The 12,205-nt window shown below is 72.5% G+C and carries 12 protein-coding genes; 4 read left to right on the top strand and 8 right to left on the bottom strand.

Annotated features, from left to right (window positions below):
* Positions 1-150 precede the first annotated feature (150 nt).
* From BLS95_RS30565 to BLS95_RS30550, 4 genes are all read right to left on the bottom strand, one after another.
* Entirely contained in the window at positions 151-951 is an 801-nt protein-coding gene (locus tag BLS95_RS30565) for a putative protein N(5)-glutamine methyltransferase (protein ID WP_090939093.1), read from the bottom strand.
* Between the two features lie 155 nt (positions 952-1,106).
* Positions 1,107-3,635: a sensor histidine kinase gene (locus BLS95_RS30560; RefSeq protein ID WP_090939091.1), complete on the bottom strand. Its 2,529-nt coding sequence runs from the start codon at positions 3,633-3,635 to the stop codon at positions 1,107-1,109.
* Positions 3,605-3,988, bottom strand: coding sequence for a response regulator (locus BLS95_RS30555; RefSeq protein ID WP_176993451.1), 384 nt, complete (start codon positions 3,986-3,988; stop codon positions 3,605-3,607). The genes BLS95_RS30560 and BLS95_RS30555 overlap by 31 nt, the downstream gene beginning before the upstream one ends.
* Before the next feature lie 114 nt (positions 3,989-4,102).
* Positions 4,103-4,780, bottom strand: a complete 678-nt coding sequence (locus tag BLS95_RS30550) for a response regulator transcription factor (RefSeq protein WP_218136055.1) — start codon at positions 4,778-4,780, stop codon at positions 4,103-4,105.
* Between the two features lie 309 nt (positions 4,781-5,089).
* Here BLS95_RS30550 and BLS95_RS30545 point away from each other — a divergent pair, with 309 nt between their 5' ends.
* Positions 5,090-5,290 (top strand): hypothetical protein, encoded by a 201-nt coding sequence (locus BLS95_RS30545; protein ID WP_143043921.1) that lies wholly within the window; start codon positions 5,090-5,092, stop codon positions 5,288-5,290.
* 5 nt (positions 5,291-5,295) lie between these two features.
* Positions 5,296-5,889 carry a hypothetical protein gene (locus BLS95_RS30540; protein ID WP_143043920.1) on the top strand — a complete coding sequence of 198 codons (594 nt, stop codon included), beginning with the start codon at positions 5,296-5,298 and terminating at the stop codon, positions 5,887-5,889.
* Positions 5,890-6,078: 189 nt separating this feature from the next.
* On the opposite strand, the gene clpX is transcribed toward BLS95_RS30540, so the two are convergent.
* Together clpX and BLS95_RS30530 are read right to left on the bottom strand one after the other, a co-directional pair.
* Positions 6,079-7,407: an ATP-dependent Clp protease ATP-binding subunit ClpX gene (gene clpX / locus BLS95_RS30535; protein WP_090939082.1), complete on the bottom strand. Its 1,329-nt coding sequence runs from the start codon at positions 7,405-7,407 to the stop codon at positions 6,079-6,081.
* A 7-nt stretch (positions 7,408-7,414) separates the two neighbouring features.
* Complete coding sequence (locus tag BLS95_RS30530) at positions 7,415-8,596, bottom strand: cytochrome P450 family protein (RefSeq protein ID WP_090939079.1); 1,182 nt, start codon at positions 8,594-8,596, stop codon at positions 7,415-7,417.
* A gap of 83 nt (positions 8,597-8,679) precedes the next feature.
* Between BLS95_RS30530 and BLS95_RS30525 the strand changes: the two genes are divergently transcribed.
* Positions 8,680-9,753: a TetR/AcrR family transcriptional regulator gene (locus BLS95_RS30525; protein WP_090939076.1), complete on the top strand. Its 1,074-nt coding sequence runs from the start codon at positions 8,680-8,682 to the stop codon at positions 9,751-9,753.
* A gap of 480 nt (positions 9,754-10,233) precedes the next feature.
* Here BLS95_RS30525 and BLS95_RS30520 read toward each other — a convergent pair whose 3' ends face one another.
* Both BLS95_RS30520 and BLS95_RS30515 read right to left on the bottom strand, forming a co-directional pair.
* A complete protein-coding gene (locus BLS95_RS30520) occupies positions 10,234-10,749 on the bottom strand; it encodes an FBP domain-containing protein (protein ID WP_090939073.1) in 516 nt (171 codons plus the stop codon).
* Positions 10,750-10,826: 77 nt separating this feature from the next.
* Positions 10,827-11,189, bottom strand: a complete 363-nt coding sequence (locus BLS95_RS30515) for an SMP-30/gluconolactonase/LRE family protein (RefSeq protein ID WP_218136054.1) — start codon at positions 11,187-11,189, stop codon at positions 10,827-10,829.
* A gap of 297 nt (positions 11,190-11,486) precedes the next feature.
* On the opposite strand from BLS95_RS30515, the gene BLS95_RS30510 reads away from it, so the two are divergent.
* Complete coding sequence (locus tag BLS95_RS30510; protein WP_143043919.1) at positions 11,487-11,684, top strand: hypothetical protein; 198 nt, start codon at positions 11,487-11,489, stop codon at positions 11,682-11,684.
* Positions 11,685-12,205 lie beyond the last annotated feature (521 nt).

Raw genomic sequence — 12,205 nt, 5'->3', positions numbered from 1 at the left:
TCCCCCGAAGCCACCGAACCGCCGGCCGAACTGACGGAGAAATGAAACCGCGAAATCCGAGCAAAGTCCCGCACCTATAACGGGTACGTCGCAGTGCATAAAGGACCGGTCACCAGAATTCATCCGGTAGCCGGCCCTTTACATTGTAGATCAGAGAATGCGGGTCCCGATGACGGCGGTGGCGTCCCGCTCGTCGCTGACCGCCGCCCGCCCGGCCAGTCCGGCCTCGGCGACGGCCAGGACGGCCGCCTCCGCCTGCCGTTCGCCGGTCTCCACCAGCAGGTGACCGCCGGGCGCGAGCCACTCGGGGGCGCCGGCGATCACCCGGCGCACCACGTCGAGCCCGTCGCCGCCGCCGTCGAGCGCCAGGAGCGGCTCGTGCAGCCGGGCCTCGGGGGGCAGCAGCCCGATCGACCGCGACGGCACGTAGGGCGGACTGGCGATCAGGATGTCCACCCGGCCGCGCAACGAGGCGGGCAGCGGCTCGTACAGGTCGCCCTCGTGAACGCGGCCGGCGGGCAGGTTGCGCCGGGCGCAGCGCACGGCGGCCGGGTCGAGGTCGGCGGCGTGCAGCTCGGCCCGGCCGAGCCGGGCGGCCAGCGCCAGCCCCAGCGCGCCCGTGCCGCAGCACATGTCCAGCACGACCGGCGTGCCCGCGACCTCGCGGGCCAGCGCGGCGGCCTGCTGGACCAGGAACTCGGTACGCGGCCGGGGCACGAACACCCCCGGCCCCACGGCCACCCGCAGGCCGCAGAAGTCCGCCCAGCCGACGACGTGTTCGAGCGGCTCGCCGGCGACCCGGCGCCCGACCATGGTCTCGAGCTCGGCCGCCGTGTGCGCGCTGGACAGGAGCAGCCGCGCCTCGTCCTCGGCGAAGACGCATCCGGCGGCCCGGAGTCTGGCGACGACAGCGGCGGCGGCGGCGGGGATGGGAGAGGAGGAAACCGACATGGGAGCCTTTCGGAATGCCGATGGGCGCTCCCGCGGCGGCCTAGTCCCGGTGGGCCGTCCATACGGCCGCAGGACGGGAGCACCCAGCCTGACAAGCGGTAATGGGTCTCACCTCCTCGGGCCGATCTTTGGGCCTCACAGTAGCAGAACGGCCCTCACCTTCCGCACGCGGGCGTCCCCGGCAGGGCCCCGGCCGGAATGTCGCCGTGCAGGTGCACCCCGGCACCGGGGCTCGTGTCGATGGTGAGGGTGCCGCCGATGGCGCCCAGGCGGTCGTACATGTTGGTGATCCCGTGCCCGGAGCGGATCAGCTGGGGGCTGCCGCCGACGCCGTCGTCGCGGAAGTCGAAGGACAGCCCGTCCTGGTCCCGCAGGTCGATGGTGACCGTGGCCTTCTCCCCCGCGTGCTTGATGGCGTTCTGCATCGCCTCCAGGAGGCAGAAGTAGAGGTTGATCTCGATCTCCGGCGCGTACCGGCCGATGCCGACCGCGTTCACGGTCGTCGGCAGCGGGCTGTGCTGGGCCACCGCCCGCAACGCCGTCTCCAGTCCGTACTGGGCCAGTTGCGGCGGATAGATCCCGTGCGCCAGGTCGCGCAGGTCGGCGCCGGCCTCCTGAAGGTCGTCCGTGAGCTGGCCGAGCAGCGGGCCCACCCGGTCGGGCTGGGTGGCCAGCAGGCGCTGGGCCACCCGCGACTGCACCGCCGCCGCGACCAGGCGCTGCTGGGCGCCGTCGTGCAGGTTGCGCTCGATCTCCCGGCGCTCCCGGTCGGCCGCCGCCACCAGCCGGGCCCGCGACTCCTGCAGGTCCTCCGCCCTGGCCACCAACATCACGTGGTTCTGCCAGGCGAGGAACGAGGCCCTGGTGAAGCCCAGGACAACCAGGGCGATCACGAGGAGGTCCACCAGCCACTCCCGGCCGTGCCCGCCGAGCCCGATGCCGGGCAGGTAACGACCGGCCAGGGTGATGGCGACCGCGGTGCCGACCGTGCAGGCCATGACGAGCTTGAAGCGCTGGCGGCGCAGGTACGCGACCGACAGCAGGACCGGCGCCACCGTCACGAGCGTGGCGTACGGGAGCGCGTCCGGGACCATCGCCGTCAGCCCCAGGGCGAAGCACCAGGTGATGGCCGCGGAGATGGCGATGGCACGTTCTACCCGCTGGCGCCGGAGCAGGCGCAGGGTCACCAGGATCAGCAGCGCCGCCACCCCGCACCCGGCCGCCGCGGCAAGCGACCACCGGAGGCCGGTGGCGGCGTACCCCAGGAGGGCCAGGGCGCCCGCGCCGAGCGCGAAGCCCAGCATCGTCCACAGGCCGGCGGCGATGTAGCGCTGCGGGTGCGGATGCGTGGTGCGCTGCACCCCGGTGTAGAGCCGGGCGATGAACTGCCAGGTGCCCACCAGTGCCGCGCGTACGGCCCTGCCGGGCTCCCGCGTGGACCGCCGCACGCCGGCGCTCTCCAGCGCGGACCTGGGCAGGTGGCCGTGCAGGCGCATCCCGCCGCCGGACCTGGTGTCGATGGTGAGGGTTCCGCCGATGGCGCCCAGGCGGTCGTTCATGTTGATCATGCCGTCGCCGGCCCGCAGGTGGGCGGGGCTGGCGCCCCTGCCGGTGTCGCGGAAGTCGAAGGACAGCCCGTTGCGGTCCAGCAGGGCGATGGTGACCGTGGCCTGACCGCCGGCGTGCTTGGTGGCGTTCTGCAGGGCTTCGAGCAGGCAGAAGTAGATGTTGATCTCGATCTCCGGCGGGTACCGGCCGATGCCGACCGCGTTCACGGTCGTCGGCAGCGGGCTGTGCTGCGCCACCGCCCGCAGTGCCGTCTCCAGCCCGTACTGGGCCAGTTGCGGCGGATAGATCCCGTGGGCCAGCTTGCGCAGCTCGGCGCTGGCCTCCTGGAGGTCGTCCGAGAGCCGGCCGAGCAGCGGGCCGACCCGGTCGGGCCGGGTGGCCAGCAGGCACTGCGCCAGCCGCGCCTGCTCGGCCGCCGCCACCAGGCGCTGCTGGGCCCCGTCGCGCAGGTTGCGCTCGATCTCGCGGCGCTCCCGGTCGGCCGCCGCCACCAGCCGGGCCCGCGACTCCTGCAGCGCCTCGGCCCTGGCCACCAGCATCACGTGGTTCTGCCAGGCGGCCAGCGACACCAGTACGGTGATGAACGGGATGAACACGATGGCCAGCGCGTGCGTGACCGGCGCCGGCGCCGCGACGCCGACCCCGCCGTACACCCTGCCGACCACCACCAGCGCCGTCCCCGCCAGCATGGTCGCGCCGAGCATCGCCGACAGCCGGGCGTGGTTCATGTGCTGCACGGCCACCAGCACCGGCAGCAGCACCGCCAGCGCCAGGGTGGCCAGCGCGAACGGCACGATCGCGGTGACGAGGATCGCCACGACCCAGTTGGCCGTGGCGAAGACGACGACCGCGGCGAAGCGCCGGTAGCGGTGGATCATGTGGATGGCCCTGACCAGGAACGCGGCCATGACCAGCAGCAGCGAGACGATCGCGATGAGCCAGTCGTCGAACACGACCACGAACCTGAGCGCCGTCAGCCAGGCGGCGGCCACCACGACGCCGACCAGGTCGGCCTGGATGTAGGTGCGCAGACGCTCCCATTCGGGCGCGCCGATTTCGATGATCTCGTGCCCCCGTAAACCCGCTAGAGCTGAACGTGCCCCCCGTCGCTCCACAACGCCTCCAGTTCGTCGGGCCCGAAGCGGTCCTTGTGCCGGTATTCCGCGCCCATCACCATCGCGTCCCGGGGCAGGTCCTCGGTGTTGTTGACCGAGAGCAACACCACCAGGACGTCGGGATATCGGCACCTGATCCGCCGCGCGGCCTCCAGTCCCCCCATGCCCGGCATGTTCACGTCCATCAGCACCATGCCGACGGTGTGATCAGCCAGGAACCCGAGCGCCTCCTCACCGCTGGCGGCCTCCCCCGCCAGCTCGAACCCGTCGGCCACGGCGATCACGCCCGCCACCGCCCGGCGGAACGACGGCAGGTCGTCCACCACCAGAACGCGCACGAGTTCTTGCTCCACAAGGCAGATGGTCGCACCCGATCGCCGTTCTGTCGGTGGTGCCACCATCACTATCCCCGGCCTTGTCTCCCGGGCACCGGCCCCGGTTCTGTCCTCAGCATCCTCCGCCCCGCGCTAATCCGCCACCGAACGCGAGTCCAAAAACATCAGAACCGCCTTGACCCTGCGGTTGGTGTCGCGGTCCCCGCGCAGGCCCAGCTTCAGGAAGATCGAGTTGATGTACTTCTCCACCGCGCGTTCGGTGACGCCGAACCCGGCCGCGATCGCCAGGTTCGACCTGCCCGCGGCGACCTCGGCCAGCGTCTCCCGCTCGCGCGGGGTGAGCTGCCGCAGCGTGCCCGTCTCGTCGCGGGCCTTGGCCGACACCAGCGAGTCGACCACCACGGAGTCGATGAACGACCCGCCGGAGGCGACCGTGCGGACCGCGGAGACCAGCTCGCCCGGGGCGGCGACGCGCTCCTTGAGCAGGTAGCCACGCCGGCTGCTGCCCTGCGCGATGAGCGCCAGCAGGTAGCCGGGGTCGAGGAACTGCGACAGCACCAGGACGGCGATCTCCGGGTGCGTCTGACGCAACGCCGTGGCCGCCCTGATGCCCTCGTCGGTCAAGGTCGGCGGCATGCGAATATCCGTGACGACCACGTCGGGCGCGTCCTTGACGACGGAGTCCATCAACGCGTCGTAACCGGAGCAGACGCCGACGACCTCGACGCCGTCCTCGGTGGCTACCAGCGCCTGGATGCCCGTGCGCACCAGGAGATTGTCCTCGGCGATCACTATCCGGAGCGACCTCACCACCAAACCGTAGCCCTCCGGCGGAACACACTCAATATCCGCAGATCGGCCCCGGGGACACCACCGTCCCGGTGCGGAAAACCGAACCCCGAAGTCGGGAGCCACCTTTATCGAAGATTTGACGGGCCAAGAGGAGACTTGGCGCGACGGGAGAAATCAGTGAACCCGGCGGGACGGCCGGGGTGACACGAACGGGAACGACGCCGGAGACGGCAGAGTCCATGGGAGAGATAAGGCATTTCTGCTGAGGCGACAAATGGAGAGGAAGTGGCGACCGAAATGTTTCACGTCACCGAGCGACTATCGCGAATGACGGCATGGGTCAGCTCACTCGTCGCCCGTGCCGACCACGAATTGTGCGCGGAAGAGGATGACCGGGCCCGCCGGCGCGGGTGGACGGTCACCAAGACAGGGTTCGGCGCGAGGCGCTACCGCGACCCCCGCTTCGACGCCCTCAAGGCCGCCCGGCTCGCCGAGCGGACCCCCGTGAGCACCGGCGCCCGGAGGTGATCGTCATGACCATGCGAAACCTGCGACACAATCCGTACGCGCCGGTCGAGGCGCTGATCCTGGCTCCTCGGCCGGGTGTCCTCGTCACGCTGTGGCGCTGGCGTACCGAGCTCGCGCTGGTCGCCCTGGCGGCCGGCGCGGCGGCGGTGATGGCGGCGGCCGCGGGGCAGGGGTCGTGGTGGGCGCTGTTCGCGCTCGCCGGCACCGTGTCCGTGCCCGCGACGGTGCCCGCGGGGCGGAAATGGATCGCCCGCCGCTTCTGGTGCCTGTATTCCCGGCACCGGTTGCAGCGGGTCTTCTTGGAGACGCCCATGCACACCCGGCGGGGCAGAATTCCGCTGATCCTCTGGATTACTCCGACAGAGCCCGGGGAAAAGGCTTACCTGTTGCTCAGGGCGGGGATTTGCGCCGATGACCTGGAGGCGTTCGGCGGCGAAATCGCGGCGGCCTGCTGCGCTTCCGCCGTCCGCGTTTCCCGGCACCCGAGGCGGGCTCAGTTCGCCACGGTGGAGATCGTACGGCGGGGGGAGGCGCTCGGCGAGGATCCGTGGAGCGGCCTCACGGACACGGCGCGGCCGATCGAGCGGCTGGCCGGATAGCACCGGACGACTACCCACGGCATGGGGGCCCACGCCACCCGGGCCTCCGGCCACCGGGGTCTCGGACCGCCCGCCTCCGGACCGGGCCAAGGACTCCGAGACCCGCTGCCACCCGGGCGGAAGGCGGTCCCGCCCGGGTGGCAGGCATGTCGGCACCTTCACACGGGACCCCGCCCCCATCGGGCGGGGTCAGGCGGTGCGGTCGTGGCGTTCGGCGTCGTGGCGTTCGGCGTCGTGGCGTTCGGCGTCGTGGCGTTCGGCGTCGTGGCGTTCGGCGTCGTGGCGGTCGGCGTCGTGGCGGTCGCGGGGCACCAGGGTCGGGTTGACGTTGGCGAGCACCATGTCGCGGGTGATCACGACGCGGGTCACGTCGTCCCGGCTCGGCACCTCGTACATCAGGTTGAGCAGCACCTCCTCCAGGACGGCCCGAGCGGCCCTCGCGCCGGTACGGCGGAGCAGCGCCTGCTCGGCGACGGCGGCGACGGCGTCCTCGTCGAACTCCAGCTCCACCCCGTCCAGCTCGAACAACCTGCGGTACTGCTTGAGCAGCGCGTTACGCGGCTCGGTGAGCATGCGGATCAGCGCCGTCCGGTCCAGCGGACGCAGCGCCGTCACCACGGGCAGCCGCCCGGCGAGCTCGGGGATCAGCCCGTAGGCCACCAGGTCCTGGGGCATGACCGGGAGCGGGAGTCCGTCGCCCGCGACCCCCGGCACCGCCCCGAAGCCGGCGTGCCCCCGCCCCGCCCGGCGCCCGATGATCTCCGCCAGCCCCTCGAACGCGCCGCCTGCGATGAACAGCACGTTCGTCGTGTCGATCTGCAGGAGGTCCTGGTGCGGATGCTTCCTGCCGCCCTGCGGCGGCACGCTCGCGACCGTGCCCTCCAGGATCTTCAGCAGCGCCTGCTGCACGCCCTCCCCGGAGACGTCCCGGGTGATCGACGGGTTCTCGGACTTGCGCGCGACCTTGTCGATCTCGTCGATGTAGACGATGCCCGTCTGTGCTCTGGCGACGTCCCCGCCGGCCGCCTGGATGAGCTTGAGCAGCATGTTCTCGACGTCCTCGCCGACGTAGCCGGCCTCGGTGAGCGCGGTGGCGTCGGCGTGCGCGAACGGCACGTCGAGCAGCCGGGCCAGCGTCTGGACCAGGTGCGTCTTGCCGCTGCCGGTGGGGCCGACCAGCAGGATGTTGGACTTGCCGAGCTCGACGGGCTCCGGCTCGGCGGTGGCGGGCGGGCCGATCCGCTTGTAGTGGTTGTAGACCGCCACCGACAGGGCCTTCTTGGCCGGTTCCTGGCCGATCACGTACTGCTCCAGGAAGGCGAAGATCTCGCGTGGCGTGGGCACCTCGGGGACGGCGGTGGTCCGGCGCTCCTCCTCCATGAGCTCGGTGCACAGTCCCACGCATTCGTCGCAGATGTAGACCGACGGCGGGCCCGCGATGAGCTTGCGCACCTCCTGCTGGCTCTTCTCGCAGAACGAGCAGCCGGGCACGGCGGCGGGCGTCCTGGGGTGTGCCACCGGTGCCTCAGCCGGCCAGGGTCACGGGCAGGGACGGCAGGCGCCACATGCCCGGGTCGGGGTTCTGCCGGGCCTCGCCGGCGAGCGCCAGGCCGGGGAAGCGGCGCAGCAGCGTGCCGAGCGCGATGCCGGTCTCCACCCGGGCCAGCGACGCGCCGACGCAGAAGTGCGGCCCGTGCGCGAAGCCAAGGTGGCCGGCCGGCTCCCGCGAGAGGTCGAGCCGGTCCGGGTCGGCGAACACCCGCGGGTCCCTGTTGGCCGCGGCGATCGCGGCGGTGACCGGCTCCCCCTTGGGGATGATCACGCCGCCGATCTCAACGTCCTCGCTGGGGAAGCGGGGGATGGTCAGCAGCCCTGGACCGGCCCAGCGCACCAGCTCCTCCACGGCGCGCGGCATGAGGTCCGGGTCGTCCCGCAGCGTCGCGAGTTGCTCGGGGTGCTCCAGCAGGGCCGCCACGGCGTTGGCGATGAGGTGCGTCGGCGTCTGGCCGGCCAGGACGAGCAGCCAGACCATGGTGATCAGCTCGGTGTCGCTCAGCCGGTCGCCGTCCTCCTCCATGATCTGGGCGAGGTCGGAGATCAGGTCGTCACCGGGCTCCGCGCCGCCCCGGGCGGCCGCCGCCCTGGCGCCCTCCATGATCTCTGGTAGGGCTTCCTGGAACTTGTCCCCGTGCCCGGCCGCGATCGCGGCGCCGTACTCGCGCCAGCGGGGGCGGTCGGCCTCGGGAATGCCGACCAGCTCGCAGATCACCTCGATCGGCAGCGGCCGCGCGAAGTGCTCCAGCAGGTCCACCGGACCGCCCGTGGCCTGCCGCGCCACCTCGTCGAGCAGGCCGTCGACGATCCGCTGGATCCGCGGCGCGAACTCGGTGGCCTTGCGCGGCATGAACGCGGGTGCCACCAGCCTGCGCAGCCGCGCGTGCTCGGCGCCGTTCGTCTCGGCCATGGTGCGCATGTAAGGCAGGTACTGCTCGGGCACGTCGGGCCGCATGAAGCTGCCGGCTTTGATCTCCAGGCGCGGGTCGGCGAGCATCGCCCTGGCCTCCTCGTGCCTGGTCACGGTCCAGAACGCGTATCCGGGCGCGCTCAACCGCGCCACCGGCGACTGCTCCCTGACCCGCCCGTACGCGCCGAACGGGTCCGTCAGCACCGCCATGTCGGTCAGGTCGACCTCAGGCACCTCGCCCATCACTGCTCCCCAATTTCGAATGATCCCATCATCTGGATGTTCACGGTATCTTGGCCTGGGAGTGAACGGCAACGAGGAGCACGATGGTCCGGCTCACCAGGGCGGAGACGCAGGAGCGAAATCGCGCGAAAGTGCTGGCCGCGGCCAGACAGGAGTTCGCCGAGCGCGGATTCCGGGACGCGAAGATCGACGACATCGCCGACCGCGCCGAGCTGACGCGCGGCGCGGTCTACTCCAACTTCCCCGGCAAGCGGGCGCTGTATTTCGCCGTCCTGGCCGACCTGGCCGAGCGCGCTCCCGTGACCGAGCCGGCGGAGCCGGCCCTCACCGTGCGGGAGGCGCTGTCCGCGGTGGCCCGCGCCTGGGTGACCCGGCTGCCGCTGGTCACCGACGACGAGCACGGCCCCACCCGGCTGGGCATGTACCTGATGCCCGAGATCCTCGCCGACGAGGTCACCCGGCGCCCGTTCGCGGAGCTCATGAAGCTGAACGCGATCCTCCTCGGACTCGCCATCGAGCGCCTGCGTCCGCCACGGGAGCCGGACGGGCGGCTGGTACGGCTGGCCGAGGCCGTTCTCACCGTGCTGCAGGGGGCCGGGCAGTTGTCGGCCGCGGCGCCGGGGTTCGTGGAGCCGTTCAACGTCATCCGGGTGTGCGAGCAGCTCGCCGACCTCGACCTGGGCGATCGGTGGGCGGTGGCGCCGATGCTCCCCGAGGTGCGGCGGGCCGACGAGCCGTGGGCGCCGCCCCCGGCGCCGGACGCGCTCACCGGCGAGCCCGCGCGCCTGGCCGATGACGGGGTGGTGGCGGTGCTGGGGGTCCACCGGCTCTCGGCGGCCGAGGAGGCCGTACGCGCCGCGCCGCCCGGCGCCGAGGTCACCGCCGTGGTGGTGACGAGCGCACCCCAGGAGCTGCTGCCGCTGGCCCGGCTGGCGATCGCCGAGCTGTCCAGCTGCCTGCGCCAGTCCTTCCCGCGCCCGGCCTGGCCGCGACTACGGGTGGTGTACGACGAGTCGGGCGAGGTGGCAGCGGCCGCCGGGGTGGCGGAGCCCGGCGACGGCACGGAAACGGCGATCAGGATCGAGTCCGGCCGGATCACCCTGCGCGCCCACGGCTTCGGCGCCTGCCACGCCGCCGCCACCACCCACCACCCGTGAAGCGCCACCCACCATCACGGAGCCCGGCCACCGACTCCGTCCAGTGACGCGCCGCCCATCGTCATGGCGCCCAGCCACCCGGCCCGTTCCGTGACGCGCCGCCCATCGTCATGGCACCCAGCCACCCGGCCCGTTCCGTGACGCGCCGCCCATCGTCATGGCACCCAGCCACCCGGCCCGTTCCGTGAGGCGCTCACGCTGAGGAGCGGGGCTTCCGCGCTGAGCCCGCTCTCATCTCGATGGAACGTCCTCGGTGGGCCCGTTCTCATCTCGGTGAAGCGTTTCCGGTGAGCCGGTTCGCATCTTGATGGAACCGCAGGGCGGGGAAGCGCTGTCCAAGTCATGGGCGACGTTCACGCCGGCGCCCTACCGCCCGGGCGGTCGCCTGGCAGGCGACCGGGTGTTGCGGGGGCGAGCCGGCTGACGCCGCGTACGGCCCTTCCCGTCCGCTGGCGCGCGCTGGACGTCGCCCCCCACCAGCTACGCGGTGGGGGCCGCGTTGTCCTCCCGTACGCGGTCGAGGAAGGCGTCCAGGTTGGTCACGGCCCGTAGAACGCGCTCCTCGACGGTCAGCGACTCGAACCGCTCGCCGAGCTCGGTCTGCTTCCTGCCGCGCACGTAGAGCGAGCAGGCCAGATCGGCGCACATGTAGAGGCCGACCGTGTTGCCCTGGCGGCCGGCCGCGCCGACCCTGGGCGCGGTGAACAGGGCGACTCCGGCGCCCGAGTGCGGGGTCACGCATACCGAGCACAAGGTGGACTTGGTGAAGCTCCTGCGTACGTCCTGCGACAGGCGCAGGGCGATGCCGACGAGCCCGCCGTCGCGCTCGGCGACCAGGTAGGCGCGCTCGGGCGCCCCCGGATCGCGCCAGCCCAGGAAGTCGAGGTCGGGCCAGGGGGACGCGGCCAGGTCACGCGGCAGGTTGAGCCTGCGGGCCTCACCCTTGGAGCAGTTGATGAAGGACGTTCGGATATCGTGTTCGGTAATCGGGTTCATGGTGAAGTCTCCTACCTAGCTTCTCTAGACCAAACCTAGGAGCATTAGGCTCGGTGCTGCAAACCCTTTTATCCGGCTCAGAGGGTTGTCGGCAGCACGTGCCGCCCCCGGACACCGGGGTCGGCCGCGAAGAGGGCACCCGCGGCCGGCTGCTCGGCGCGGTCCACGCCCAGGGCGGAGGCCGTGACGAACAAGGGGCCGAGCCCCTCGCCCCCGGCGTCCACGGTCAGGCCGTCCGCGGCGCAGTGCCCGGGATCGACGACGCCGAACGGCCGCCCGCCCGTCAGCCCGCCCGCCGGGTCGTAGTCGAACACGCGCAGCGGGGCCTCCAGGTCGTCGGAGTCGGACAGCAGCAGGTCGCGTTCGGCGGCAACCACGCACCCGCCGGAGACGCGCGGACGCAGGGCGGCGGCCACGGCACCCACGTGGCGGCCCCGCACCCCGTGCCTCCATGTCAGCCAGCCGGAACCCCGCCCTCGCCGTCGAGCGCCAGCACGTCGCCGGCCGGCAGGTCCACCCATCGCAGCCCGCCCCAGCGATCTAACACACGGGTCTCTCCCCGTGCTCGGCGACGGGATCGGTGACGGCGTGCGGGGTGATGATCACGCCGCCTCCCTTGGCCATCGGACGGGGGCCGGAGCCACGACCTTAGGACAGCGCCGCCGCTCGCCGGACCGCCGTCGGATAGCCGTTCCGGGGGCCGCCCTGCTCCTGGCCGAACCGCCGTGGTGGTGGGGTTGAACGGTTCCGCCCTCTACCTCGGCATCGCGGCGGGCACGGCGCTCGGCGGGCTGCTCCTGCCCGTGAGCGTGCCGGTCGCCCTGGGCGCGAGCGCGGCGCTGGCCCTGCTGTCCCTGCTCTACCTGACCGCCACGCACCGGGCGGGCACCAACGAGCCCCCCTCCGGTCCGGCCCCGGAAGCAGTGCGACCTTGAGCCCTTCGCGACGACGGGCCACGCCCTCGAGGCGTGCGGGAAGGCGGCGGCGCCGCGGAACCGGGTGACGCCCGGGATGCAGATGCGCAACCGGGCCGCCGTGCCCCTGGGATGCAGATGCGCCCCGGGGGCAGGGGCGGCCCGGGGGCAGGGGCGGCCCGGGGGCAGGGGCGGCCCAGGATTTAGATGCGCGACAACCCCTGACCGCCTCCGGCCCCGCACCCGGCAGCCCGTCGCGGAGCACCCGCGCATGTCAGGGTGGGCGCACCTTCAGGTGAGGGAGGGGGCGCCTCAGCGGCGAATGGGGGGCGTCAGCAGCGGCGGGGTGGCGGCGTGAGCGGCGGGGGTGGCCGTGCGGGCGGCATTCAGCGGCCGTGCTTGTGGCAGGGGCTGCGGCGTGAGAGGCGGTGCGGGCGGCGTCAGCGGCGGTGCTTGTGGCAGGGGCGGGGCCGTGGGCGGCGACGGCGTTGGTGGCGTCGGGGGCGCCGTGTGAGCGGCGGTGCTTGTGGCGGGGGTGGGGG

The organism is Nonomuraea jiangxiensis (assembly GCF_900099965.1).
Taxonomy (GTDB): Bacteria; Actinomycetota; Actinomycetes; order Streptosporangiales; family Streptosporangiaceae; genus Nonomuraea; species Nonomuraea jiangxiensis.
Note: the sequence above shows the minus strand (reverse complement) of the source record. Positions and strands in the feature narration are given on the sequence as shown.

Coding starts and splice junctions, on each gene's coding strand:
- BLS95_RS30540 (WP_143043920.1), top strand. CDS start 5,296: ATGACCATGCGAAACCTGCGACACAATCCGTACGCGCCGGTCGAGGCG.
- BLS95_RS30530 (WP_090939079.1), bottom strand. CDS start 8,596: ATGGGCGAGGTGCCTGAGGTCGACCTGACCGACATGGCGGTGCTGACG.
- BLS95_RS30520 (WP_090939073.1), bottom strand. CDS start 10,749: ATGAACCCGATTACCGAACACGATATCCGAACGTCCTTCATCAACTGC.
- BLS95_RS30565 (WP_090939093.1), bottom strand. CDS start 951: ATGTCGGTTTCCTCCTCTCCCATCCCCGCCGCCGCCGCCGCTGTCGTC.
- BLS95_RS30525 (WP_090939076.1), top strand. CDS start 8,680: ATGGTCCGGCTCACCAGGGCGGAGACGCAGGAGCGAAATCGCGCGAAA.
- BLS95_RS30545 (WP_143043921.1), top strand. CDS start 5,090: ATGACGGCATGGGTCAGCTCACTCGTCGCCCGTGCCGACCACGAATTG.